This is a genomic window from Citrobacter sp. Cf118, from assembly GCF_030334095.1.
GTDB classification, from domain to species: domain Bacteria; phylum Pseudomonadota; class Gammaproteobacteria; order Enterobacterales; family Enterobacteriaceae; genus Citrobacter; species Citrobacter freundii.
Map to the genome: position 1 here is coordinate 533,877 of NZ_JAOWES010000089.1, position 24,186 is coordinate 558,062.

Annotated in this window: 24 protein-coding genes; 14 read left to right on the forward strand and 10 right to left on the reverse strand. The window is 52.7% G+C overall.

Annotated elements, in window-relative coordinates; all coding sequences use genetic code 11:
• Window positions 1-76 precede the first annotated feature (76 nt).
• Together OGX67_RS26320 and cutC are read left to right on the forward strand one after the other, a co-directional pair.
• On the forward strand, window positions 77-643 hold the full coding sequence (locus tag OGX67_RS26320; RefSeq protein ID WP_003034677.1) for a VOC family protein: 567 nt from the start codon (window positions 77-79) through the stop codon (window positions 641-643).
• A 2-nt stretch (window positions 644-645) separates the two neighbouring features.
• A complete protein-coding gene (gene cutC / locus OGX67_RS26325) occupies window positions 646-1,392 on the forward strand; it encodes a copper homeostasis protein CutC (protein ID WP_257651101.1) in 747 nt (248 codons plus the stop codon).
• A gap of 243 nt (window positions 1,393-1,635) precedes the next feature.
• Here cutC and cmoB read toward each other — a convergent pair whose 3' ends face one another.
• Genes cmoB through OGX67_RS26350 form a run of 5 tightly spaced genes read right to left on the reverse strand, consistent with a single transcriptional unit; the run spans window position 1,636 to window position 5,214 of the window.
• Window positions 1,636-2,604, reverse strand: coding sequence for a tRNA 5-methoxyuridine(34)/uridine 5-oxyacetic acid(34) synthase CmoB (gene cmoB / locus OGX67_RS26330; protein WP_200054526.1), 969 nt, complete (start codon window positions 2,602-2,604; stop codon window positions 1,636-1,638).
• Window positions 2,601-3,344, reverse strand: coding sequence for a carboxy-S-adenosyl-L-methionine synthase CmoA (gene cmoA / locus OGX67_RS26335; protein ID WP_003034686.1), 744 nt, complete (start codon window positions 3,342-3,344; stop codon window positions 2,601-2,603). The genes cmoB and cmoA overlap by 4 nt, the downstream gene beginning before the upstream one ends.
• 40 nt (window positions 3,345-3,384) lie before the next feature.
• Window positions 3,385-3,780, reverse strand: coding sequence for an MAPEG family protein (locus tag OGX67_RS26340; RefSeq protein ID WP_003034689.1), 396 nt, complete (start codon window positions 3,778-3,780; stop codon window positions 3,385-3,387).
• Between the two features lie 52 nt (window positions 3,781-3,832).
• Window positions 3,833-4,651 carry a DUF72 domain-containing protein gene (locus OGX67_RS26345; RefSeq protein WP_268044516.1) on the reverse strand — a complete coding sequence of 273 codons (819 nt, stop codon included), beginning with the start codon at window positions 4,649-4,651 and terminating at the stop codon, window positions 3,833-3,835.
• Window positions 4,648-5,214 (reverse strand): hydrolase, encoded by a 567-nt coding sequence (locus OGX67_RS26350; protein WP_044700301.1) that lies wholly within the window; start codon window positions 5,212-5,214, stop codon window positions 4,648-4,650. The genes OGX67_RS26345 and OGX67_RS26350 overlap by 4 nt, the downstream gene beginning before the upstream one ends.
• 265 nt (window positions 5,215-5,479) lie before the next feature.
• On the opposite strand from OGX67_RS26350, the gene aspS reads away from it, so the two are divergent.
• From aspS to ruvB, 6 genes are all read left to right on the forward strand, one after another.
• Entirely contained in the window at window positions 5,480-7,252 is a 1,773-nt protein-coding gene (gene aspS / locus OGX67_RS26355; protein WP_003034862.1) for an aspartate--tRNA ligase, read from the forward strand.
• 1 nt (window position 7,253) lies between these two features.
• Window positions 7,254-7,697 (forward strand): dihydroneopterin triphosphate diphosphatase, encoded by a 444-nt coding sequence (gene nudB, locus OGX67_RS26360; RefSeq protein WP_003844155.1) that lies wholly within the window; start codon window positions 7,254-7,256, stop codon window positions 7,695-7,697.
• Between the two features lie 28 nt (window positions 7,698-7,725).
• Complete coding sequence (locus OGX67_RS26365; protein WP_003034865.1) at window positions 7,726-8,469, forward strand: YebC/PmpR family DNA-binding transcriptional regulator; 744 nt, start codon at window positions 7,726-7,728, stop codon at window positions 8,467-8,469.
• A gap of 34 nt (window positions 8,470-8,503) precedes the next feature.
• The gene (gene ruvC, locus OGX67_RS26370) at window positions 8,504-9,025 is read left to right on the forward strand and encodes a crossover junction endodeoxyribonuclease RuvC (RefSeq protein WP_003034867.1); all 522 of its coding nucleotides are present in this window, start codon (window positions 8,504-8,506) and stop codon (window positions 9,023-9,025) included.
• An 80-nt stretch (window positions 9,026-9,105) separates the two neighbouring features.
• Complete coding sequence (gene ruvA, locus OGX67_RS26375) at window positions 9,106-9,717, forward strand: Holliday junction branch migration protein RuvA (RefSeq protein WP_003034869.1); 612 nt, start codon at window positions 9,106-9,108, stop codon at window positions 9,715-9,717.
• Window positions 9,718-9,725: 8 nt separating this feature from the next.
• Entirely contained in the window at window positions 9,726-10,736 is a 1,011-nt protein-coding gene (gene ruvB / locus OGX67_RS26380) for a Holliday junction branch migration DNA helicase RuvB (RefSeq protein WP_003034872.1), read from the forward strand.
• A 78-nt stretch (window positions 10,737-10,814) separates the two neighbouring features.
• On the opposite strand, the gene znuB is transcribed toward ruvB, so the two are convergent.
• Together znuB and znuC are read right to left on the reverse strand one after the other, a co-directional pair.
• On the reverse strand, window positions 10,815-11,600 hold the full coding sequence (znuB, locus tag OGX67_RS26385; RefSeq protein WP_003034874.1) for a zinc ABC transporter permease subunit ZnuB: 786 nt from the start codon (window positions 11,598-11,600) through the stop codon (window positions 10,815-10,817).
• Window positions 11,597-12,352: a zinc ABC transporter ATP-binding protein ZnuC gene (gene znuC, locus OGX67_RS26390; protein WP_003034877.1), complete on the reverse strand. Its 756-nt coding sequence runs from the start codon at window positions 12,350-12,352 to the stop codon at window positions 11,597-11,599. Before znuC ends, znuB begins: the two co-directional genes overlap by 4 nt.
• Window positions 12,353-12,430: 78 nt before the next feature.
• Here znuC and znuA point away from each other — a divergent pair, with 78 nt between their 5' ends.
• The 3 genes from znuA to lpxM all read left to right on the forward strand — a co-directional run bounded on the left by znuA (window position 12,431) and on the right by lpxM (window position 15,801).
• On the forward strand, window positions 12,431-13,375 hold the full coding sequence (znuA, locus tag OGX67_RS26395) for a zinc ABC transporter substrate-binding protein ZnuA (RefSeq protein WP_003844151.1): 945 nt from the start codon (window positions 12,431-12,433) through the stop codon (window positions 13,373-13,375).
• A 15-nt stretch (window positions 13,376-13,390) separates the two neighbouring features.
• Window positions 13,391-14,710 carry a murein DD-endopeptidase MepM gene (gene mepM, locus OGX67_RS26400; protein ID WP_003034883.1) on the forward strand — a complete coding sequence of 440 codons (1,320 nt, stop codon included), beginning with the start codon at window positions 13,391-13,393 and terminating at the stop codon, window positions 14,708-14,710.
• Between the two features lie 119 nt (window positions 14,711-14,829).
• On the forward strand, window positions 14,830-15,801 hold the full coding sequence (gene lpxM / locus OGX67_RS26405) for a lauroyl-Kdo(2)-lipid IV(A) myristoyltransferase (protein WP_071696730.1): 972 nt from the start codon (window positions 14,830-14,832) through the stop codon (window positions 15,799-15,801).
• 42 nt (window positions 15,802-15,843) lie between these two features.
• Here lpxM and pyk read toward each other — a convergent pair whose 3' ends face one another.
• Window positions 15,844-17,286: a pyruvate kinase gene (gene pyk, locus OGX67_RS26410; RefSeq protein WP_003034890.1), complete on the reverse strand. Its 1,443-nt coding sequence runs from the start codon at window positions 17,284-17,286 to the stop codon at window positions 15,844-15,846.
• 118 nt (window positions 17,287-17,404) lie between these two features.
• Window positions 17,405-18,274 carry a MurR/RpiR family transcriptional regulator gene (locus OGX67_RS26415; RefSeq protein WP_003034893.1) on the reverse strand — a complete coding sequence of 290 codons (870 nt, stop codon included), beginning with the start codon at window positions 18,272-18,274 and terminating at the stop codon, window positions 17,405-17,407.
• A gap of 367 nt (window positions 18,275-18,641) precedes the next feature.
• On the opposite strand from OGX67_RS26415, the gene zwf reads away from it, so the two are divergent.
• From zwf to kdgA, 3 genes are all read left to right on the forward strand, one after another.
• Window positions 18,642-20,117, forward strand: coding sequence for a glucose-6-phosphate dehydrogenase (gene zwf, locus OGX67_RS26420; protein WP_003034896.1), 1,476 nt, complete (start codon window positions 18,642-18,644; stop codon window positions 20,115-20,117).
• 233 nt (window positions 20,118-20,350) lie between these two features.
• Window positions 20,351-22,162: a phosphogluconate dehydratase gene (gene edd, locus OGX67_RS26425; protein WP_003841668.1), complete on the forward strand. Its 1,812-nt coding sequence runs from the start codon at window positions 20,351-20,353 to the stop codon at window positions 22,160-22,162.
• A gap of 34 nt (window positions 22,163-22,196) precedes the next feature.
• Complete coding sequence (gene kdgA / locus OGX67_RS26430) at window positions 22,197-22,838, forward strand: bifunctional 4-hydroxy-2-oxoglutarate aldolase/2-dehydro-3-deoxy-phosphogluconate aldolase (RefSeq protein WP_003034901.1); 642 nt, start codon at window positions 22,197-22,199, stop codon at window positions 22,836-22,838.
• Window positions 22,839-22,906: 68 nt separating this feature from the next.
• Here kdgA and purT read toward each other — a convergent pair whose 3' ends face one another.
• On the reverse strand, window positions 22,907-24,085 hold the full coding sequence (gene purT, locus OGX67_RS26435) for a formate-dependent phosphoribosylglycinamide formyltransferase (RefSeq protein ID WP_071684720.1): 1,179 nt from the start codon (window positions 24,083-24,085) through the stop codon (window positions 22,907-22,909).
• Window positions 24,086-24,186 lie beyond the last annotated feature (101 nt).

Genomic DNA, 24,186 nt, shown 5'->3' on the forward strand with positions numbered 1-24,186 from the left:
CGGAGAAAACAGCGGTTGGATGGCGCAGCGCAACAGAGTAAATTAGCGACTTTGAACATGGATATGAGCTTTTAATATGGCGAACTGGCAAACCGTTGCAGAACTACAGGATATTTCTGCAGATTTACCGCATTTCACGCAGGCATTAACGGAACTTTCTACCCGTCTTGGGCTGGATATCACAGGCCTGGAAGCCGATCACATTTCCTTGCGTTGCCATCAAAATACCACTGCAGAACGCTGGCGTCGTGGGTTTGAACAGTGCGGTGAATTGTTGTCAGAAAACATCATTAACGGCAGACCTATTTGTCTTTTTAAACTGCATGAGCCGGTTTGTGTGCAACATTGGCAATTTTCCATCGTCGAACTGCCGTGGCCGGGCGAAAAACGTTACCCACATGAAGGCTGGGAACATATTGAAATTGTTCTGCCGGGTGAGGCACAAACGCTGAATGCGCGAGCGCTGGCGCTGCTTTCCGATCACGGTCTGAGTCAACCTGGTATATTTGTGAAAACCAGCTCGCCAAAAGGAGAACGTGAACGTTTACCGAATCCGACGCTGGCGGTTAGCGATGGTAGCGTGACGATAAAATTCCACCCGTGGTCGATTGAAACCATTGTGGCAAGCGAACGTCAGGAGTGAGCATGACTATACTGGAAATCTGCTGTTACAGCATGGAGTGCGCGCACGCGGCGCAGCAAAACGGCGCGGATCGTATTGAGCTTTGCTCGGCACCCAAAGAAGGGGGCTTAACGCCTTCACTGGGCGTCTTGCGTTCTGTTCGCCAGCACATTTCGATTCCCGTCAATCCCATTATTCGTCCACGTGGAGGCGACTTTTGTTACACCGAAGGTGAGTTCGCTGCAATGCTGGATGATATAGCGATGGTCAGAGAACTGGGGTTCTCAGGGCTGGTGACCGGCATTTTAGATGCGAATGGCGATGTCGATATGCCGCGCATGGAGAAAATAATGATCGCCGCCGGTTCACTGCAAGTCACTTTTCATCGTGCCTTTGATATGTGTGCTAACCCACTCAATACGCTTAAAAAATTAGCTGATTTGGGCATCGCCAGAGTACTCACCTCCGGGCAAAAATCAGATGCGGCGCAAGGTTTAACAAAAATAATGGAACTTATTGCGCAGCCTGGTGCTCCAATCATTATGGCCGGAGCGGGGGTTCGCGCCTCGAATTTGTCCCTGTTCCTTGATGCTGGGGTGCAGGAAGTCCACAGTTCTGCCGGAGTATGGCTGGCTTCACCAATGCGTTATCGCAATTCGGGGTTGTCGATGTCTTCGGATGCGCAGGCGGATGAGTATTCTCGCTATGCGGTAGACGGGGCGGCGGTTGCTGAAATGAAAGCAATCATTGCACACCATCAGGCCAACTGATTTTACCGTTGCATCATGTCGCCCAATATGATGCTTGCTCGTACCAGGCCCCTGCAATTTCAACAGGGGCCTTTTTTTCTCCTTCTCCTGCATATTTCGGTCTGCAACTGTGTTGGCTTTCCTCGCTCACCCTGGTCACGTAGTTATCTACGCTCCCAGGGATTTGCTGCGTCGCCGCCTTGTTGCAAACCGAACTATTTTGGAAAAATGGTGCTATACGTAATAGTCATTTGGCAAAAATGACTACGGTTTACGCGCAATCAATACCGCACGCAGTGGGGCAGGGTAGCCTTCCACCGTCTTGCTGTGGTCGTTCGGGTCAAGGAAGTCGGCCAGCGATTCGGTAATCATCCATTCGGTGCGGCGCTGTTCTTCGGTAGTGGTCACACATACGTCGGCAATGCGCACATCAACAAACCCGCATTTTTCCAGCCAGTTTTTTAGCGCCAGTGCAGACGGGATAAAGTAAACGTTACGCATCTGGGCGTAGCGATCGCCCGGCACCAGCACGGTATTTTCATTGCCTTCGACGACCAGCGTTTCCAGTACCAGTTCCCCATCATTAACCAACTGATCCTTTAACTGCCACAGGTGTTCCAGCGGCGAGCGGCGGTGATAAAGCACGCCCATGGAGAATACGGTATCAAAGGCGTTGAGCGCCGGAAGCTGTTCAATACCCAGCGGCAGCAGATGCGCGCGCTGGTCATTGCCCAGCAGTTTACGCACCGCCTCAAACTGGCACAGGAACAGTTGGGTCGGGTCGATACCGACCGCCAGATGTGCGCCCGCGCCAATCATGCGCCACATGTGATAGCCACTGCCGCAGCCGACATCAAGAATGGTACGTCCGGTGAGATCAGACAAGTGCGGCAGGACGCGATCCCACTTCCAGTCGGAACGCCATTCGGTATCGATGTTGACGCCGTACAGCGAGTACGGTCCTTTACGCCATGGCATCAGGTTACGCATCAGGGTGTCTATGCGTTTAAGCTGACCTTCGCTGAGCGGCTCTTTGCTTTCTGCGGTAACGCTATGCAGTAAGTCCAGACGATGCGGCGTTAGCTCGGGCAGAAACTCGACGGCGTTTGACCATTGTTTAAAAAGACCGTGCTGATCGCGCTGCCAGGCAGCGATTTGCGCCGGAAGTGTTTCCAGCCAATGGGACAGATGATTTTTGGCAATCAACTGATAAAAGTTACCAAAATCGATCATGCGCTAACCTCAGCTTTCAACGCCACCAGAGAGCCAAAGTTGAAGCACTGGAACCACAATTCGCTGTGCTCAAAGCCGGCCTGATGCAGTCGCGCTTTGTGCGTTTCGACCGAGTCGGTGAGCATCACGTTCTCCAGCATGCTGCGTTTCTGGCTGATTTCCAGTTCGCTATAGCCATTGGCTCGTTTGAAGTCGTGGTGCATGTTGAACAGCAACTCGCCTACGTTCGCGTCTTCGAAGCTGAATTTTTCAGATAGCACCAACGCGCCACCGGGATTCAGCCCCTGATAAATCTTATCCAACAACGCCTGGCGCTCAGGTGGCTCAAGGAATTGCAGGGTAAAATTCAGCACCACCATCGAGGCATTTTCGATAGTAATGTTGCGAATATCGCCTTCGACAACCTCAACCGGAGTCGGTGCTTTATAAGCGTCGATGTGACGACGGCAGCGCTCAACCATCGCCGGGGAGTTATCGACAGCAATAATTTTGCAATTCTCGTGATGAATATTGCGACGCACCGAGAGCGTCGCCGCGCCCAGAGAACAGCCCAGATCGTAGACCTGCGTGTTGGGTTGTACGAAACGTTCGGCCAGCATGCCAATCATAGAAATAATATTGGAATAGCCAGGAACGGAACGCTGGATCATATCCGGGAAGACTTCAGCTACCCGTTCATCAAAGGTCCAGTCACCCAGACTGGCGATAGGCGCAGAAAAAAGCGTGTCGCGGTGAGACATAACGTAAAAATCCGGGAAAAATAAAGTGGCGTATTGTGCGCTAATGCAGGGAGAAAACCAACTCCCAGGGCATATACCAAAGATTCGCCAGCACCATTAGCAACAGCGAACACCAGGTTGCGCTCATGCCTGAACGGCGCCAGCGGAAAAGCCGGTGGTGGAATCCGTAATAATGCATCAGTCGTCCGGCAATCAACATCAGCCCGCAAAGATGCACCATCCACGTCTCTGCGCCGTTCATTTCCATAAATAACAGCAGCACTAACGCGACGGGAATATATTCCACCGCGTTACCGTGAATGCGGATAGCGCTTTGCAGTTCGCTAAAACCTCCATCGCCATAGGCAACGCGATATTGCATGCGCAGGCGAACAACGTCAAAGGAGAACTTTATTAACAATAACGCACCCAATACGGCATAAAGCGCGCTTACCATACAAACTCCCTTTTAAAATGGCTGATGGCCTTGACTATGATAGGTGGCATTTTCAGAAAAGAGAAGATTGCTGTGGAATAGACGGTGCTGATCCGATCTCTGGCAGAGCACTGCGTAAATCTGACCATAGTGTATCAACAAGCTCCGGGGCCTGCGCGATGTCCGGCGTATGCAAAAACAGATACGGCGTCGTGGTGTGTTGCCATAGTGACAGCTTGGTCAGCCAGACGGCAAAAAGCGCGCTGTTTTGTGCCATATCATCGCTACCGATAAAGCGTACCATCGGATGGTTTGCCGTCACCACCACATGCACCGGAACCTTTGGTTTCTTACGCTGGGCGTCACGTATCGCTTCGGTATGTGGGATTGCGGCATGTACCGGGCGGCTGTCCAGAATCACCCGGTTTACTCCACGCTCGTGTAACCCGCGATTAAATAGCTGTTCGGCTTCGCCTTTGGCAAAGAAGTCTGGATGGCGAACTTCCACACCGTAGGTAAAACATTTGGGGAGCGCGTCGAGAAACTGCCACAGGGCAGGCAGGTCGCGTGGGCTAAAAGTCGCGGGTAATTGCAGCCAGTATTGTCCAATGCGCGATTCCAGCGGCGACATGCGCATAAAAAATTCCTGTACCAGGTCATCACAATTACGCAGCGCGGCCTTATGCGAAATGGTCGCCGGAAACTTAAAACAAAATCGAAACGTATCGGTGGTCTGTGCCTGCCAGCGGGCAACAATATCGGCTTTAGGCAGCGCATACAGCGTGGTATTGCCCTCCACGCAGTTAAAGTGGCGGGCATACTCTTCAAGGCTTGTGATCCCCAAACGCACCCATTTTGGATGCGACCACTGGGGTAAACCGATATAGATCATAGCGCTTGCAAAATCTCCTCCACGCTGCGAACGCGCGCAATGCGGGGGAAAATGTGAGTCATGCTACCCTGGTGTTGCTCAGCACTGGCGGCGCTACAGGCATCCTCTGCAATGATAAGACTGAAACCCAGCTCCCACGCATTTCGCGCCGTCGACTCAACGCCAATGTTCGTAGAGATGCCGCACAGGACGATGGTATCGATACCCCGGCGACGCAGCTGTAATTCCAGATCGGTGCCATAGAAGGCTCCCCACTGGCGTTTGGTTACTTCGAGATCGCTGGTGCATTTACCCAGAGCAGCCGGGTAATTCCACCAGTTTTCGGGCAACGCTTTTGCTGGAGTCTGAGCATCTACTGGTTGTTTCAGCGCTTCGGCGTAATCGTCAGACCACCCGACGCGCACCATTACCACCGGGGAACCGTGGGTACGGAATTTTTCCGCCAACTGCGCGGTGCGGGCAACCACAGCGTGTGCCGTATGAGGTCCGCCAGCGAAAGGCAGGATCCCTTCCTGTAAGTCAATCACGACAAGGGCAGTTGTTTTTGCGTTCAGTTCCAGCATGTTCACTCCAGTAAAAAATAGAATTCCGTTACACCTTAAGCGCGAATCAGTGTGAAAGGGGCGACAATTTTTGTTATTTTTTGTGAGATTACGCAATGCCCGTCCAGGAAACAGGCGTACAGTCAGTACCGGACTTATCGTGCGGCAGAATTTCCAGTATAATAGCCGCCTTTTTTCATTCAGTTGTGACATTCAGCTAAAGCTGCGACTTCGTCATCTGCGAGACAGGTGACAATCCGCCTGCGGCAAAGTTAAGGGATATCTCATGCGTACAGAATATTGCGGACAGCTACGTCTGTCCCACGAGGGGCAGCAGGTGACTCTGTGTGGTTGGGTCAACCGTCGTCGTGATCTTGGTAGCCTGATCTTTATCGATATGCGCGACCGCGAAGGTATCGTGCAGGTATTTTTCGATCCGGACCGTGCGGACGCGTTAAAGCTGGCCTCCGAACTGCGTAATGAGTTCTGCATCCAGGTTACGGGCACCGTGCGTGCGCGTGACGCGAAAAACGTCAACGCCGAGATGGCGACGGGCGAAATTGAAGTGCTGGCCTCCGATCTGACCATCATCAACCGTTCAGACTCGCTGCCGTTGGACTCTAACCACGTCAACACCGAAGAAGCGCGACTGAAGTATCGCTATTTAGATCTGCGTCGCCCTGAAATGGCGCAGCGCCTGAAAACGCGTGCCAAAATTACCAGTCTGGTGCGTCGTTTTATGGACGACCACGGCTTCCTCGACATCGAAACACCGATGCTGACCAAAGCGACGCCGGAAGGCGCGCGCGATTACCTGGTACCTTCTCGCGTACATAAAGGTAAATTCTACGCGCTGCCGCAATCACCTCAGTTGTTCAAACAGCTGCTGATGATGTCTGGCTTTGACCGCTACTATCAGATCGTAAAATGCTTCCGTGATGAAGACTTACGTGCTGACCGTCAGCCTGAATTTACCCAGATCGACGTTGAGACTTCCTTCATGACCGCACCGCAGGTGCGTGAAGTGATGGAAGCGCTGGTGCGTAATCTGTGGCTGGAAGTTAAAGGGGTGGATCTGGGTGATTTCCCGATCATGACCTTTGCCGAAGCTGAGCGTCGTTACGGTTCCGATAAACCAGACCTGCGTAACCCGATGGAGCTGGTTGACGTTGCCGATCTGGTGAAAGACGTTGAGTTCGCAGTGTTCTCTGGTCCGGCAAACGATGCGAAAGGCCGCGTAGCTGCTCTGCGTGTACCGGGCGGTGCCGCACTGAGCCGTAAGCAAATTGACGATTACGGCAACTTTATTAAGATTTACGGCGCGAAAGGTCTGGCTTACATCAAAGTCACCGAGCGTGCGAAAGGTCTGGAAGGTATCACCAGCCCGGTTGCTAAGTTCCTGAACGCAGAAATCGTGGAAGCGATTCTGGCGCGTACCGGTGCGCAAGACGGCGACATGATTTTCTTCGGTGCCGACAACAAGAAAGTGGTTGCCGACGCGATGGGCGCGCTGCGTCTGAAACTGGGTAAAGACCTGAACATTACCGACGAAGCCAAATGGGCGCCGCTGTGGGTTATCGACTTCCCAATGTTTGAAGACGATGGTGAAGGCGGACTGACCGCAATGCACCACCCGTTCACCGCGCCGAAAGATATGACAGCTGCTGAGCTGAAAGCTGCGCCGGAAGACGCGGTTGCTAACGCATACGATATGGTTATCAACGGCTACGAAGTGGGCGGCGGTTCTGTGCGTATTCACAACGGCGACATGCAGCAGACCGTATTCGGTATTCTGGGCATTAACGAGCAAGAGCAGCGTGAGAAATTCGGCTTCCTGCTGGATGCGCTAAAATATGGTACACCACCGCATGCGGGCCTGGCGTTTGGTCTGGACCGTCTGACTATGCTGCTGACCGGTACTGACAACATTCGTGACGTTATTGCTTTCCCGAAAACCACTGCTGCAGCGTGTCTGATGACTGAAGCGCCGAGCTTTGCCAACGAAGCTGCGCTGGCGGAACTGAGCATTCAGGTTGTTAAGAAGGCCGAGAATAACTGATATGAGATACAAACAGCCTGTCTCGGTGTTAGTCGTGATTTATGCAAAGGACACCGGGAGAGTGCTGATGTTACAGCGACGCGACGATCCTGATTTCTGGCAGTCGGTCACCGGCAGCCTTGAAGAGGGTGAAACCGCGTCGCAAGCCGCTATGCGCGAAGTAAAGGAAGAGGTCGCCATTGATGTTGCATCTGAGCAACTGACCTTAATTGACTGTCAACGCACGGTGGAGTTTGAGATTTTTAGCCATTTACGTCATCGCTATGCACCGGGAATTGAACGAAATACTGAATCCTGGTTTTGCCTGGCACTTCCCTCAGAACGAGAGATCGTGTTCACCGAACATCTGACCTATCGTTGGGTTAATGCGGTTGAAGCCGCCCAATTAACCAAGTCGTGGAGTAACCGGCAGGCGATTGAAGAGTTTGTAATTAACGTCGCCTGAAAAGGCGCGCTTTTTGGAGATATTATTTATGGCAGGTCATAGTAAATGGGCCAACACCAGACACCGTAAAGCAGCGCAGGATGCTAAACGCGGTAAAATTTTCACCAAAATAATTCGTGAGCTGGTGACGGCGGCAAAACTCGGCGGCGGCGATCCGGACGCTAACCCGCGTCTGCGTGCAGCGGTTGATAAAGCGCTGGCTAACAACATGACCCGTGACACCCTGAACCGTGCAATCGCGCGCGGTGTGGGTGGTGATGAAGATTCCAACATGGAAACCATCATCTATGAAGGTTATGGTCCTGGCGGTACAGCCGTTATGATTGAATGTCTGTCTGACAACCGTAACCGTACTGTTGCGGAAGTGCGTCACGCGTTCACGAAAACGGGCGGCAACCTCGGTACCGACGGTTCCGTGGCTTACCTGTTCAGCAAAAAAGGCGTGATCTCCTTTGAACAAGGCGACGAAGACGCCATCATGGAAGCGGCGCTGGAAGCAGGTGCTGAAGACGTGGTGACCTTCGACGACGGCGCAATTGACGTTTACACCGCGTGGGAAGAGATGGGTAAAGTGCGTGACGCGCTGGAAGCGGCGGGCCTGAAAGCGGACGCGGCTGAAGTGTCTATGATTCCATCCACCAAAGCAGATATGGATGCAGAAACAGCGCCGAAGTTGTTGCGTCTGATCGATATGCTGGAAGACTGCGACGACGTGCAGGAAGTTTACCATAACGGCGAGATCTCTGATGAGGTTGCAGCTACCTTAGAATGAGGTGGCTGTACCGCAACCTGACAGGAGGTGCGTGATGTCTATCATTCTCGGCATTGACCCGGGGTCGCGCATCACCGGTTATGGCGTTATTCGTCAGGTCGGAAGACAGCTGACCTACCTCGGCAGCGGTTGTATCCGCACCAAAGTCGACGATCTCCCGTCACGTCTGAAGTTAATTTACGCGGGCGTGACGGAAATCATCACCCAGTTCCAGCCGGACTATTTTGCCATTGAGCAGGTCTTTATGGCGAAGAACGCTGACTCGGCGTTAAAGCTTGGACAGGCACGCGGCGTGGCAATCGTTGCGGCGACCAATCAGGATCTACCGGTCTTTGAATACGCGGCCCGCCAGGTAAAACAGACTGTGGTGGGGATCGGTAGTGCGGAAAAAAGCCAGGTCCAGCATATGGTGCGCACGCTGCTAAAACTCCCGGCGAATCCGCAAGCGGATGCCGCGGATGCGCTGGCGATAGCTATTACCCACTGCCATGTCAGTCAGAATGCCATGCAAATGAGCGAGTCGAGGCTGAATCTGGCGCGAGGTCGATTACGTTAGTGACAAATGAGGCTGGATATCTATCCAGCCTTTTTTTATGATAGCGCATTACCTTTTAGCCCTTAACGCAGGAGCGTCACGTGATAGGCAGACTCAGAGGCATCATTATTGAAAAACAACCCCCGCTGGTCCTTCTGGAAACGGGTGGGGTAGGCTATGAAGTGCACATGCCAATGACCTGTTTCTACGAGTTGCCGGAAGCCGGGCAGGAAGCGATTATCTTCACCCATTTTGTGGTGCGTGAAGACGCTCAACTGCTGTATGGCTTTAACAACAAGCAAGAGCGCACGCTGTTTAAAGAGTTAATCAAAACCAATGGCGTGGGGCCGAAGCTGGCGCTGGCGATCCTCTCCGGAATGTCTGCGCAGCAGTTTGTTAATGCCGTTGAGCGCGAAGAGCTTGGCGCGTTAGTGAAATTACCGGGCATTGGTAAGAAAACCGCAGAGCGTTTGATTGTTGAAATGAAAGACCGCTTTAAAGGCCTGCATGGTGACCTCTTTACCCCGGCGGCGGATCTGGTTCTGACCTCTCCGGCCAGTCCGACAACGGACGACGCCGAGCAGGAAGCGGTTGCTGCGCTGGTGGCGTTGGGCTATAAACCACAAGAAGCCAGCCGCATGGTGAGCAAAATTGCCCGCCCTGATGCCAGCAGTGAAACCCTGATTCGTGAAGCGCTTCGCGCGGCATTGTGAGGTAAAGGATGATTGAAGCAGATCGCCTGATTTCGGCTGTCAGCACGACCCCTGAAGACCTGGTGGATCGTGCGATCCGCCCTAAATTGCTGGAAGAGTATATTGGCCAGCCTCAGGTCCGTTCGCAAATGGAGATTTTTATCCAGGCGGCGAAGCTGCGTGGGGACGCTCTCGATCACCTGCTGATTTTCGGTCCTCCAGGTCTTGGTAAAACCACGCTTGCCAATATTGTCGCCAATGAAATGGGCGTTAATCTGCGCACCACGTCCGGTCCGGTACTGGAAAAAGCGGGTGACCTGGCGGCAATGCTTACCAACCTTGAACCCCACGATGTGCTGTTTATCGATGAAATCCATCGTCTTTCGCCGGTGGTGGAAGAGGTGCTGTATCCGGCGATGGAAGATTATCAGCTGGATATCATGATTGGTGAAGGGCCGGCTGCACGTTCGATCAAGATCGATCTGCCACCGTTTACGCTAATCGGGGCGACGACGCGCGCCGGGTCGTTAACGTCTCCGTTGCGTGACCGTTTTGGTATTGTACAGCGCCTGGAATTCTATCAGGTGGCTGATCTGCAGCACATTGTAGGACGCAGTGCGCGTTTTATGGGCCTGGAAATGAGCGATGAAGGCGCGCTGGAAGTGGCACGCCGTGCTCGCGGTACGCCGCGTATCGCCAACCGCTTATTACGCCGGGTACGTGATTTCGCCGAAGTGAAGCATGACGGCACGATTTCAGCAGATATCGCCGCTCAGGCGCTGGATATGCTCAATGTGGATGCGGAAGGATTTGATTATATGGACCGTAAGTTGCTGCTGGCGGTTATCGACAAATTCTTTGGCGGACCGGTCGGACTGGATAACCTGGCAGCGGCGATCGGGGAAGAGCGTGAAACCATTGAGGACGTGCTTGAGCCATATCTGATTCAGCAAGGTTTTCTGCAGCGTACGCCGCGTGGACGTATGGCAACCGTGCGCGCCTGGAACCATTTTGGCATTACACCGCCACAGATGCCTTAATGCATGATGTCGCTACGCTTATAAGGCCTGGGCGATTTTGTAGGCCCGGTAAGCGCAGCGCCACCGGGCAACGCATGCTTAGCTCGCTTGTTTTTTCATCATGCTGAAAATAAACAGCAGCGCGGCACACAGCACCACGGAGGGACCTGCCGGGGTGTCATAGAAGGCCGAGAAGGTCAACCCGCCTGTAACCGCTATCATTCCCACCCCAACGGCAACTCCTGCCATCTGTTCCGGCGTACGGGCAAAGCGACGGGCGGTCGCCGCAGGGATAATAAGCAGCGAGGTGATAATCAACGCCCCGACAAACTTCATCGCCACGCCAATCGTTAACGCCGTAACCAGCATCAGCAGCAGCTTCACGCGTTGCAGCTTCACGCCATCGACAAATGCCAGATCCGGACTGATGGTCATCGACAGCAGGTTACGCCACTGCCAGAACAGAATCGCCAGAACAATAACCACGCCGATGGCGATGGAGATAAGATCTTCAGGCGTCACGGCGAGCAAATCACCAAACAGGTAAGCCATCAGATCCACACGGATGTTGGACATCAGGCTGACGACAACCAGCCCCAGCGACAATGCACTATGCGCCATAATGCCCAGTAAGGTATCGATCGCGAGGTGAGGGCGCTTTTCAAGCCATACCAGACCGCCAGCCAGCAACAAAGTGACGGCGATAACCGCATAGAAAGGGTTTACATCCAGCAGCAGGCCAAAGGCGACTCCCAGCAGCGAAGCGTGGGCCAGCGTATCACCGAAATAAGACATTCGACGCCAGACCACAAACGAGCCGAGTGGGCCAGCAGCACAGGCCAGCATGATCCCGGCTAACCAACCGGGTAATAACAATTCAATCATGAGTGACCATTTCCCCGGCGTAAGACGATACGACCCTGTAAATCGTGGCGGTGATTGTGATTATGACGGTAAATTCCGAGTTGTTCGGCGCCGCGTTGCCCGAACATTGAGATGAATTCCGGGTGCATGGAAACCACTTCCGGTGCACCGGAACAGCAAATATGATGGTTCAGGCACAGTACTTCATCGGTTTTGGCCATCACCAGATGCAGGTCATGGGAAACCATCAGTACGGCGCAATCCAGTTCACGTCGCAACTGGTCGATAAGGTCGTACAGTGCGACCTGCCCATTGACATCTACGCCCTGGGTCGGCTCATCGAGCACCAGTAGCTGAGGTTTATTCAATAAAGCACGGGCTAACAGGACGCGTTGCGTTTCCCCGCCAGAGAGCTTTTGCATCGGCGCATTCATCAGATGTCCGGCCTGAACGCGCTTCAGTGCCGGAAGGATATCCTCTTTTTTGGTGCCGGGACGTAAGCGCATAAACCGGCTTACCGTCAGCGGAAGCGTAGTATCGAGGTACAGTTTTTGCGGTACATAGCCAATCCGCAATTGGCCATTACGCTTGATAACTCCCTCATCAGCCGCTACCAGTCCTAATACAACGCGCACCAGCGTAGACTTCCCGGCACCATTTGGGCCGAGAAGCGTTAAAATTTTACCGGGTCGAAGTTCAAGCGATACGTCAGACAGGACGCGGCGTTGACCATAAGAGACCGAGACATTTTCCAGTGAAACCAAAGTCGTCATATCAATTTTAGTCTTGCAGAAGTTATAGAATGTTATAATATCACATTTCTTACATTCATTACGATGATTGGTCGCATTATGTTACATAAAAATACGCTTCTTTTCGCAGCATTATCCGCTGCTCTTTGGGGTAGTGCAACACAGGCAGCAAATGCTGCTGTGGTGGCCTCGCTCAAGCCGCTGGGATTTATTGCTTCGGCCATTGCGGACGGGGTAACAGACACTGAAGTTTTGCTGCCTGACGGGGCTTCCGAACACGACTATTCACTGCGTCCATCAGACGTAAAACGCTTACAGGGCGCGGACTTAGTCGTTTGGATTGGACCTGAGATGGAAGCGTTTATGGAAAAGTCAGTCAAGAATATTCCTAACGCGAAACAGGTAACGATTGCGCAGCTCAATGACGTGAAACCGTTACTCATGAAAGGTGCTGACGACGACGATGACGATCATGGACACAATGATGCTGGCAGTGAAAAAAGTGACGAGCATCACCATCACGGCGATTACAACATGCATCTTTGGCTTTCCCCAGAGATAGCGCGGGCCTCAGCGGTTGCAATCCATGAAAAATTAGTGGAACTTATGCCGCAAAGTCGAGCCAAACTTGACGCCAACCTGAAGGATTTTGAGGCACAATTAGCCGCAACCGATAAGCAGGTAGGTAACGAGCTCGCACCGCTCAAGGGAAAAGGTTATTTCGTTTTTCATGACGCCTATGGCTACTACGAAAAACACTACGGACTAACACCGCTTGGTCACTTTACCGTGAACCCTGAGATTCAACCTGGTGCGCAGCGTTTACATGAAATAAGAACACAGTTGGTTGAGCAAAAAGCAACCTGCGTTTTTGCTGAGCCACAGTTCAGGCCAGCGGTCGTTGAAGCCGTCGCGAGAGGGACATCCGTTCGAATGGGAACGTTGGATCCGCTCGGTACGAATATCAAACTGGGTAAAACAAGCTATTCAGCGTTTTTGAACCAATTAGCCAACCAGTATGCGAGCTGCCTGAAAGGAGATTAATGAGGAAGTGAATACGTGCAACAGATAGCCCGCTCTGTCGCTCTGGCATTTAATAATCTGCCGCGACCCCATCGTGTTATGCTGGGGTCGCTTACCGTACTGACATTGGCCGTCGCCGTCTGGCGGCCTTATGTTTACCATCCCGATTCTGCACCCATCGTTAAAACTATCGAGCTGGAAAAAAGCGAGATTCGTTCACTGTTACCTGAGGCAAGCGAACCTATTGATCAGGCTGCACAAGAAGACGAAGCCATTCCACAGGATGAACTGGATGACAAAACGTCTGGTGAAGCCGGTGTGCATGAGTATGTCGTCTCCACTGGCGATACGCTGAGCAGTATTCTGAATCAGTACGGCATCGATATGGGCGATATCAGTCAACTCGCTGCTTCCGATAAAGAGCTGCGTAATCTGAAAATTGGTCAGCAGCTTTCATGGACCTTAAGCGCGGAAGGTGACCTGCAGCGTCTGACCTGGGAAGTATCCCGCCGTGAAACCCGTACTTACGATCGCACTGCGACGGGTTTCAAAATGAGCAGTGAAATGCAGCAGGGCGATTGGGTTAACAGTCGTATCAAAGGCACGGTGGGCGGAAGCTTCGTCGCCAGCGCCAAAGATGCCGGGCTGACCAGCTCTGAAATCAGCGCAGTGATTAAGGCCATGCAGTGGCAGATGGATTTCCGCAAACTGAAAAAAGGCGATGAGTTCTCGGTGCTGATGTCTCGCGAAATGCTGGACGGCAAGCGCGAGCAAAGCCAACTGCTGGGCGTGCGTTTACGTTCTGAAGGCAAAGACTATTATGCCATCCGTGCTGCAGACGGTAAGTTCTATGACCGTAACGGTACCGGGCTGGCGAAAGGCTTCATGCGTTTCCCGACGGCGAAACAGTTCCGTATTTCCTCGAACTTTAACCCGCGTCGCCTGAATCCGGTGACTGGACGTGTAGCGCCGCACAAAGGTGTCGACTTTGCGATGCCTCAGGGGACGCCGGTACTGTCGGTGGGCGATGGTGAAGTGGTTGTAGCGAAGCGTAGCGGCGCTGCCGGATACTATGTTGCGGTTCGTCATGGTCGCACCTACACCACGCGCTATATGCACCTGCGTAAGCTGTTGGTGAAACCAGGTCAAAAAGTGAAACGTGGAGATCGTATCGCGCTGTCAGGTAACACCGGGCGTTCAACGGGTCCGCATCTGCACTATGAAGTATGGGTTAACCAGCAAGCCGTGAACCCTTTGACGGCGAAACTGCCGCGTACAGAGGGTCTGACCGGCTCGGATCGCACCGATTACCTGGCGCAGGTGAAAGAAGTTATGCCTCAGCTGCGTTTTGATTAATTAGCACACTGATAAAGCCGGTACGCTATGCGTGCCGGCTTTTTTATTTTGTACGGCGCACGGTGCGCCGCTACACTATCAGCAGATTTACTTTTCGCGGCACCAGACACTGGAAGAGCATGGAAACGAAAAAAAAGAATATTGAGTATATCCCTGAGTTTCATAAATCATTTCGCCATCCGCGCTACTGGGGCGCCTGGCTGGGTGTAGCGGCGATAGCTGGGATTGCGTTAACACCTGCGTCATTTCGCGATCCTATTCTGGCAAAGCTTGGACGGATGGTCGGACGCTTGGGAAAAAGCTCACGTCGAAGAGCACTGATCAATTTATCCCTTTGTTTTCCAGAACGCAGCGAAGCTGAGCGCGAAGCCATTGTCGATGAGATGTTCGCGACCGCCCCTCAGGCGATGGTCATGATGGCGGAACTGGCCATACGTGGCCCGGAGAAGATTCAAAACCGTGTTGACTGGCAAGGCCTGGAAATCATCGAAGAGATGCGGCGCAACGATGAAAAAGTTATTTTTCTCGTTCCACATGGCTGGGGTGTAGATATCCCGGCGATGCTGATGGCGTCCCAGGGACAGAAAATGGCGGCGATGTTCCACAATCAGGGGAACCCGGTATTCGATTACGTCTGGAACACGGTACGCCGTCGCTTTGGTGGTCGTTTGCATGCGCGTAATGATGGCATCAAACCGTTTATTCAGTCTGTCCGTCAGGGATATTGGGGATACTACCTGCCGGATCAGGACCATGGGCCTGAACACAGCGAGTTTGTCGATTTTTTTGCTACCTATAAAGCAACGTTACCGGCGATTGGACGTCTGATGAAAGTCTGCCACGCGCGCGTGGTACCGCTGTTCCCCGTATACGATGGGAGAACGCACCGCCTGACGATCCATGTTCGTCCACCGATGGATGACATCCTGACGGCGGATGACCACACCATTGCCAGACGGATGAACGAAGAGGTGGAGATTTTTGTCACGCCTCATGTCGAACAATACACCTGGATTCTGAAACTGCTTAAGACGCGTAAACCCGGCGAGATTGAGCCCTATAAGCGCAAAGATCTCTATCCGAAGAAATAAAAAAAGCCTCTCAAACGAGAGGCTTTTTTACATTTAAGCGACTTATTCTACGGTCAGAATACGCGTGGTATTGGTTGAGCCGATAGTGCTCATCACATCGCCCTGGGTCACGATCACCAGGTCACCAGAAACCAGGTAGCCTTTATCGCGCAGCAGGTTCACCGCTTCATTGGCGGCAACGACGCCGTCAGTTTCGCTGTCGAAGTGAACCGGGGTGACACCGCGGTACAGGGAGGTCAGATTCAGCGTACGCTCATGACGGGACATCGCGAAAATCGGCAGACCGGAACTGATACGAGAAGTCATCAGCGCAGTGCGACCGGACTCCGTCATTGCGATGATAGCGGTGACCCCTTTCAGGTGGTTAGCAGCGTACATCGCTGACATCGCAATCGCTTCTTCAACGTTATCAAACTGCACGTCAAGGCGGTGTTTAGAGACGTTGATGCTCGGGATCTTTTCAGCGCCGAGACAGACGCGCGCCATTGCCGCGACGGTTTCCGCCGGGTACTGACCTGCTGCTGTTTCTGCAGAGAGCATCACGGCATCGGTGCCGTCGAGGACGGCGTTAGCCACATCCATCACTTCCGCACGAGTCGGCATTGGGTTGGTAATCATCGACTCCATCATCTGCGTAGCGGTGATGACCGCACGGTTCAGCTGGCGCGCGCGACGAATCAACGCTTTCTGAATACCTACCAGCTCAGGGTCACCGATTTCAACGCCCAGGTCGCCACGTGCCACCATCACTACGTCGGAAGCCAGAATGATGTCATCCATCGCATTCTGGTCGCAGACGGCTTCTGCACGTTCTACTTTGGCGACAATTTTCGCATCGCAACCGGCATCGCGTGCCAGACGGCGGGCATAGTTCAGATCTTCACCGCAGCGCGGGAAGGAGACGGCCAGGTAGTCAACGCTGATTTGCGCTGCGGTAATGATGTCGGCTTTGTCTTTTTCGGTCAGGGCTTCAGCAGAGAGACCGCCGCCCAGTTTGTTGATGCCCTTGTTATTGGATAGCGGGCCACCGACGGTGACTTCGGTGAAGACTTTCATGCCCTGAACTTCCAGCACCTTAAGCTGTACGCGACCGTCGTCGAGCAGCAGGATATCGCCAGGCACGACGTCAGCAGGCAGCCCTTTATAATCAATACCGACTTTTTCTTTGTCGCCTTCGCCTTTGCCGAGGTTGGCGTCTAACAGGAACTTGTCGCCAACGTTAAGAAATACTTTACCTTCTTTAAAGGTGGATACGCGGATTTTAGGTCCCTGAAGGTCACCCAAAATAGCTACATGACGTCCCAGTTTTGCGGCAATTTCACGGACTTTATCCGCCCGCAGTTTGTGATCTTCTGGAGAGCCGTGGGAAAAGTTCATACGTACGACGTTCGCACCCGCGGCGATAATCTTCTCAAGGTTGTTATCGCGGTCAGTTGCCGGGCCTAACGTGGTAACGATTTTGGTTCTGCGAAGCCTTCTGGACATGTAATACTCCGTTGACTGAAACAACTTGGTGTTGCGTGAACATTGATCCGGCCGTTCTCAAACATTAACGGTAAATGAACAACCCGGATGATAAAAGGGTAGAACATTGTTATTGCTTTTAGCGGTCATCACTCTTGATGAGTAATTCTTTATCAAAACGCGATTCCTTGAGCGCTTCCTTGACACGCTTCAAGTTATCTCTAAATTTTGCCCCTCGGCGCAAAGTAAATCCTGTAGCCAGCACATCTATCACGGTCAGTTGAGCAAGTCGAGAGACCATGGGCATATAAATGTCAGTATCTTCCGGTACATCGAGGGTAATTGCCAGCGTGGCTTCCCGTGCCAGTGGCGTACCGGGAGAGGTGAGGGCGATAACCATGGCATCGTTTTCCCGCGCTAACTGCGCCAGTTCAACCAGACTTTTGGTTCTTCCGGTATGAGAAATAAGCACAATGACGTCGTCGTCGCTACAATTCATACAACTCATGCGTTGCAGAACAATATCGTCGGAATAAATTACCGGCACGTTAAAGCGGAAAAATTTATTCATCGCGTCATGCGCTACCGCGGCGGAAGAACCTAAACCAAAGAAGGCAATTTTCTTCGCCTGGGTTAATAAATCTACCGCCCGGTTTACCGCCGCGTTATCCAGCGACTGGCGAACGTGGTCGAGGCTTGCCATCGCTGACTCGAAGATTTTCCCCGTGTAAGATTCTACGCTGTCATCCTCATCCACATTGCGATTAACATAAGGGGTGCCATTTGCCAGACTTTGCGCCAGATGCAGTTTAAAATCAGGAAAGCCGCGGGTGTCCATGCTGCGACAGAAACGGTTCACCGTTGGCTCGCTGACATTCGCTTCTACAGCAAGTGCGGCGATGCTTGAATGGATTGCCCGCTCGGGAGAGGCAAGAATAATGTCGGCGACTTTACGCTCTGACTTGCTCAAATGTTCCAGTTTTAACTGGATTTTTTCCAGCATATTCATGATGTAGGTAGACTCATGGGTCATGGGCAAAAACGATTTCAGCGATACGGGGAAACCGATACACAATTTAGTGTATAGATATTACCCCTGCTAATGGAGCAACGGGGCAAAATGGACAGAATAGTTGTTGTTTTTTTTCATTACATGATCGGAGTCGGATTTTCATACTTCGTCATGGGTACGAAAAATACGACTTTTTTATCCATTTTGATGGGTTATACGCCAATAAAGCGGCTGTTCGCGGTAACAGCACGGCTGGATAAGCGTTTACGGTTTCCGGATTCACGTAAAAGCAGTACAGTGCACTGTAATAAAATTACAACCAGTGTCTGGCAAAAGCACCAGGCACTTAATTGAGGAGAATGACATGGCGGTAACGCAAACAGCTCAGGCATGTGACCTGGTCATTTTCGGTGCGAAGGGCGACCTGGCGCGACGGAAATTGCTGCCTTCCCTGTATCAACTGGAAAAGGCCGGCCAGATTAACCCGGAAACCCGTATCATTGGGGTTGGGCGTGCCGACTGGGACAAAGCAGCTTATACCAAGGTTGTGCGCGAAGCGCTCGAAACCTTCATGAAAGAAAAAATCGATGAAGGTTTATGGGAGACCCTCAGCGGTCGTCTGGAGTTTTGTAATCTGGACGTCAATGATACCGCCGCATTTAGCCGTCTGGGTGAAATGCTGGATCAGAAATCACGTACCACTATTAACTATTTCGCGATGCCGCCAAGCACTTTTGGCGCAATCTGCAAAGGTTTGGGTGAAGCAAAGCTGAATGCTAAGCCTGCCCGCGTGGTGATGGAAAAACCGTTAGGAACGTCGCTGGCAACATCGCGCGAAATCAACGATCAGGTTGGCGAGTATTTCGAAGAGTGTCAGGTTTATCGTATTGACCACTATCTCGGCAAAGAGACGGTCCTGAACCTGTTGGCACTGCGTTTTGCCAACTCCCTGTTTGTGAACAACTGGGATAACCGCACTATCGATCACGTAGAAATTACCGTGGCGGAAGAAGTGGGCATTGAAGGGCGCTGGGGCTACTTTGACCAGGCCGGTCAGATGCGCGACATGATCCAGAACCACCTGCTGCAAATCCTATGCATGATCGCGATGTCTCCGCCGTCCGATCTGAGCGCTGACAGCATCCGTGATGAAAAAGTGAAGGTACTGAAATCACTGCGTCGCATCGATCGTTCGAACGTGCGAGAAAAAACGGTTCGCGGTCAGTACACCGCCGGTTTTGCCCAGGGCAAAAAAGTTCCGGGATACCTGGAAGAAGAAGGTGCGAACAAGAGCAGCAATACGGAAACGTTTGTGGCAATCCGTGTGGATATCGATAACTGGCGCTGGGCGGGTGTTCCATTCTACCTGCGTACCGGTAAACGTTTACCGACCAAGTGCTCTGAAGTCGTGGTTTACTTCAAAACGCCTGAGCTGAACCTGTTCAGAGAATCCTGGCAGGACCTGCCACAGAACAAGCTGACCATCCGTTTGCAGCCTGATGAGGGTGTCGATATCCAGGTCCTGAATAAAGTGCCGGGCCTGGATCACAAGCATAACCTGCAAATTACCAAACTTGATCTGAGCTACTCCGAAACCTTCAACCAAACACATCTGGCCGACGCTTATGAGCGTCTGCTGCTTGAAACGATGCGCGGCATTCAGGCGCTGTTTGTGCGTCGAGATGAAGTTGAAGAAGCATGGAAGTGGGTCGACTCTATTACCGAAGCCTGGGCAATGGACAACGACGCACCGAAGCCTTATCAGGCCGGGACCTGGGGACCGGTTGCCTCTGTGGCCATGATTACCCGTGATGGTCGTTCCTGGAACGAATTCGAGTAAAATATCATCTAGCCCATAGGTGTTATTTTACCGGTAACATGATCTAACACAGATTGTAGAATAATTTTTGCACTTTTAAGCCTCGCGTGGATTCACCCGCGGGGCTTTTTTTATTACACTGCCTGAAACGATTTTGCCCCTGAGCTACGGATAACAAGCGATTCAGCTGTTTTTAACCCAACTGAAACACATTGTTTTTCCAACGCTCTGACAGATAAATTTTAGGAGCCTCTATGAATCCGAATTTGTTACGCGTAACACAACGTATCGTCGAACGTTCTCGCGACACACGTTCCGCCTACCTTGCCCGTATTGAACAAGCGAAATCGACTACCGTTCATCGTTCACAACTGGCGTGCGGTAATCTGGCGCATGGTTTTGCTGCCTGCCAGCCGGATGACAAGGCTTCGCTGAAAAGCATGCTGCGTAACAATATCGCGATCATTACCTCCTATAACGACATGCTTTCCGCGCATCAGCCGTACGAACATTACCCGGACATCATTCGTAAAGCGCTGCATGAAGCCAATGCGGTAGGCCAGGTCGCTGGCGGTGTTCCTGCGATGTGCGACGGTGTGACCCAGGGACAGGATGGGATGGAGCTTTCGCTGTTGAGTCGCGAAGTGATTGCTATGTCGGCTGCTGTGGGACTCTCACACAATATGTTCGACGGCGCGTTATTCCTTGGCGTGTGCGACAAAATTGTCCCGGGTCTGGTGATGGCGGCACTGTCATTTGGTCATCTGCCTTCGATCTTTATTCCCTCCGGCCCGATGGCGAGTGGTCTGGCGAACAAAGAAAAAGTGCGTATCCGTCAGCTGTATGCTGAAGGTAAAGTCGATCGTATGGCGCTGCTTGAATCCGAAGCTGCGTCTTATCACGCACCGGGTACCTGTACGTTCTATGGCACGGCAAACACCAACCAGATGGTGGTGGAGTTTATGGGGATGCAACTGCCAGGCTCCTCATTCGTGCACCCGGATGCGCCGCTGCGTGAAGCGTTGACCGCCGCTGCGGCTCGTCAGGTAACGCGTCTGACCGGCAACGGCAATGAATGGATGCCGATCGGTAAAATGATCGATGAAAAAGTGGTGGTCAACGGTATTGTCGCGCTGCTGGCGACCGGGGGCTCCACTAACCATACAATGCACCTGGTCGCAATGGCGCGCGCGGCCGGTATTCTGATTAACTGGGACGACTTTTCCGATCTGTCCGATATCGTGCCGCTGATGGCGCGTCTGTACCCGAATGGTCCGGCAGACATTAACCACTTCCAGGCGGCGGGTGGCGTGCCGGTGTTAATGCGTGAACTGCTTAACGCGGGTCTGCTGCATGAAGATGTGAACACCGTTGCCGGGTTTGGTTTATCGCGCTACACCATGGAACCCTGGCTCAACGAGGGTGAGCTGGACTGGCGTGAAGGTGCGGCGAAGTCGCTGGACAGCAACGTGATAGCCACCTTTGACCAGCCTTTCTCCCACCACGGCGGCACCAAAGTGCTGAGTGGAAACCTCGGCCGCGCAGTGATGAAAACGTCGGCGGTACCGGTAGAAAATCAGGTGATTGAAGCGCCCGCGGTTGTTTTCGAAAGTCAGCATGATGTATTGCCTGCCTTCGATGCGGGACTGCTCGACCGTGATTGCGTAGTGGTTGTGCGCCATCAGGGACCAAAAGCAAACGGAATGCCAGAATTACATAAACTCATGCCGCCACTTGGTGTATTATTGGACCGTTGTTTCAAAATTGCGTTAGTTACCGATGGACGACTTTCAGGTGCTTCAGGTAAAGTGCCTTCAGCAATCCATGTAACCCCAGAAGCCTATGATGGCGGGCTGCTGGCAAAAGTACGCGATGGCGACATCATTCGTGTGAATGGACAGACAGGTGAATTGACGCTGCTGGTTGATGAAGAGGAACTTGCTTCTCGTCAGCCTCATATTCCTGACCTCAGCGCATCGCGCGTGGGCACAGGCCGTGAAATGTTCAGCGCGTTGCGTGAAAAGCTGTCCGGTGCGGAACAGGGCGCAACCTGTATCACTTTTTAAGACTTATTTTGTAATCAGGCGAGAGAAAACTCTGATGAAAAACTGGAAGACAAGTGCAGAAGCAATCCTGACCACTGGCCCGGTTGTACCGGTTATCGTGGTTAATAAACTGGAACACGCAGTGCCGATGGCAAAAGCGCTGGTTGCAGGCGGCGTGCGCGTTCTGGAAGTGACCCTACGTACCGCATGTGCGATGGATGCCATTCGCGCGATCGCAAAAGAAGTTCCGGACGCTATCGTTGGTGCAGGTACTGTACTGAATCCACAACAGCTGGCTGAAGTTACCGAAGCCGGTGCACAGTTTGCTATCAGTCCGGGTCTGACCGAGCCGCTGCTGAAAGCCGCAACGGAAGGCACTATTCCGCTGATCCCTGGTATCAGCACCGTATCTGAACTGATGCTGGGTATGGACTACGGTTTGAAAGAGTTCAAATTCTTCCCTGCTGAAGCAAATGGCGGTACTAAAGCGCTGCAGGCGATTGCGGGTCCGTTCTCACAGGTCCGTTTCTGCCCAACCGGTGGTATCTCTCCAGCGAATTACCGCGACTACCTGGCACTGAAAAGCGTGCTGTGTATCGGCGGTTCCTGGCTGGTTCCGGCAGATGCACTGGAAGCAGGTGATTACGATCGCATTACCAAACTGGCTCGTGAGGCTGTTGAAGGCGCGAAGCAATAATTGCGCAAAATGCCCGGTAATCACTACCGGGCCTGCGAATCTGTAACGGGCCATTCGGCCCGTTTTTTTTATCCAGTAACTTTCACCTGTGCGGCCGCGTCTTTCGCGCGTATCACCGCATCTTCAATGCTCTGTGCTGTGGCCAGCACAACGCCCAGACGACGGCTCCCGTCGATTTCCGGTTTGCCAAAGAACCTAACTTGCATACCCGCACCTACAGCGGCCTGCACGTTATCAAACGTGATATTCTGACTGGTAAGTTGCGGCAGAATAACAGCGGAAGCAGAAGGCCCATACTGGCGGATTTCGCCAACGGGCAGACCGAGAAATGCACGTACGTGCAGGGCAAACTCAGACAGATCCTGCGAAATTAAGGTCACCATACCCGTGTCGTGAGGGCGAGGGGAGACTTCGCTGAAAATCACCTCATCACCGCAGACAAACAGTTCCACGCCAAACAGTCCGTGACCACCCAACGCCAGCACCACCTTGCGGGCAATCTCCTGCGCGCGCGCCAGCGCCAGTTCACTCATCTGTTGCGGCTGCCAGGACTCGCGATAATCGCCATCTTCCTGTCGATGTCCAACCGGCGCGCAGAAATGCACGCCATCAACGGCGCTAACGGTTAGCAGGGTGATTTCAAAATCAAAATTCACTACGCCTTCGACGATAACGCGTCCGGCACCAGCCCGACCGCCCTGTTGAGCATAATCCCAGGCTGCAGTGAGCTGATCGGCTGAACGGATAAAGCTTTGTCCTTTACCGGATGAACTCATTACCGGTTTCACGATGCAGGGGTAGCCGATTTCAGCGACGGCTTCGCGAAAGCGGACTTCACTGTCAGCAAAGCGGTAAGAAGAGGTCGGTAGAGACAATTCTTCGGCGGCGAGGCGACGGATTCCTTCCCGGTTCATGGTCAGTTGCGTTGCTCTTGCACATGGCACAACACGCTGGCCTTCCTGCTCCAGTTTTACCAGCATATCCGTGGCGATCGCCTCAATTTCCGGCACGATATAATGTGGTTTTTCACGCTCGACGAGCTGGCGTAATGCTTCGCCATCCAGCATGTTGATAACGTATGAGCGATGGGCAACGTGCATGGCTGGCGCGTCGGGGTAACGATCCACGGCAATGACTTCCACACCCAGGCGTTGACATTCAATTGCTACTTCTTTACCCAGTTCTCCCGAACCTAATAACATCACTCGCGTTGCTGCTGGACGCAGCGCTGTGCCTAATAACGTCATAAATTAATCCCCTGTTTTATCTGGGCGCAGTATATACGAAAACGTTTGCGTCTGTCTTTATTACCAGGTTGATTTCAGGGCTTAAAAAGAATATACTGTAC

Bases quoted from the DNA above. Each gene is read 5' to 3' on its own strand.
- aspS (WP_003034862.1), top strand. From the start codon at position 5,480: ATGCGTACAGAATATTGCGGACAGCTACGTCTGTCCCACGAGGGGCAG.
- zwf (WP_003034896.1), top strand. From the start codon at position 18,642: ATGGCGGTAACGCAAACAGCTCAGGCATGTGACCTGGTCATTTTCGGT.
- OGX67_RS26340 (WP_003034689.1), bottom strand. From the start codon at position 3,780: ATGGTAAGCGCGCTTTATGCCGTATTGGGTGCGTTATTGTTAATAAAG.
- znuC (WP_003034877.1), bottom strand. From the start codon at position 12,352: ATGACGACTTTGGTTTCACTGGAAAATGTCTCGGTCTCTTATGGTCAA.
- nudB (WP_003844155.1), top strand. From the start codon at position 7,254: ATGAGATACAAACAGCCTGTCTCGGTGTTAGTCGTGATTTATGCAAAG.
- cmoA (WP_003034686.1), bottom strand. From the start codon at position 3,344: ATGTCTCACCGCGACACGCTTTTTTCTGCGCCTATCGCCAGTCTGGGT.
- OGX67_RS26365 (WP_003034865.1), top strand. From the start codon at position 7,726: ATGGCAGGTCATAGTAAATGGGCCAACACCAGACACCGTAAAGCAGCG.
- pyk (WP_003034890.1), bottom strand. From the start codon at position 17,286: ATGTCCAGAAGGCTTCGCAGAACCAAAATCGTTACCACGTTAGGCCCG.
- purT (WP_071684720.1), bottom strand. From the start codon at position 24,085: ATGACGTTATTAGGCACAGCGCTGCGTCCAGCAGCAACGCGAGTGATG.
- ruvB (WP_003034872.1), top strand. From the start codon at position 9,726: ATGATTGAAGCAGATCGCCTGATTTCGGCTGTCAGCACGACCCCTGAA.
- OGX67_RS26415 (WP_003034893.1), bottom strand. From the start codon at position 18,274: ATGAATATGCTGGAAAAAATCCAGTTAAAACTGGAACATTTGAGCAAG.
- ruvC (WP_003034867.1), top strand. From the start codon at position 8,504: ATGTCTATCATTCTCGGCATTGACCCGGGGTCGCGCATCACCGGTTAT.
- cutC (WP_257651101.1), top strand. From the start codon at position 646: ATGACTATACTGGAAATCTGCTGTTACAGCATGGAGTGCGCGCACGCG.
- lpxM (WP_071696730.1), top strand. From the start codon at position 14,830: ATGGAAACGAAAAAAAAGAATATTGAGTATATCCCTGAGTTTCATAAA.
- OGX67_RS26345 (WP_268044516.1), bottom strand. From the start codon at position 4,651: ATGATCTATATCGGTTTACCCCAGTGGTCGCATCCAAAATGGGTGCGT.
- znuA (WP_003844151.1), top strand. From the start codon at position 12,431: ATGTTACATAAAAATACGCTTCTTTTCGCAGCATTATCCGCTGCTCTT.
- cmoB (WP_200054526.1), bottom strand. From the start codon at position 2,604: ATGATCGATTTTGGTAACTTTTATCAGTTGATTGCCAAAAATCATCTG.
- OGX67_RS26320 (WP_003034677.1), top strand. From the start codon at position 77: ATGGCGAACTGGCAAACCGTTGCAGAACTACAGGATATTTCTGCAGAT.
- OGX67_RS26350 (WP_044700301.1), bottom strand. From the start codon at position 5,214: ATGCTGGAACTGAACGCAAAAACAACTGCCCTTGTCGTGATTGACTTA.
- edd (WP_003841668.1), top strand. From the start codon at position 20,351: ATGAATCCGAATTTGTTACGCGTAACACAACGTATCGTCGAACGTTCT.
- kdgA (WP_003034901.1), top strand. From the start codon at position 22,197: ATGAAAAACTGGAAGACAAGTGCAGAAGCAATCCTGACCACTGGCCCG.
- znuB (WP_003034874.1), bottom strand. From the start codon at position 11,600: ATGATTGAATTGTTATTACCCGGTTGGTTAGCCGGGATCATGCTGGCC.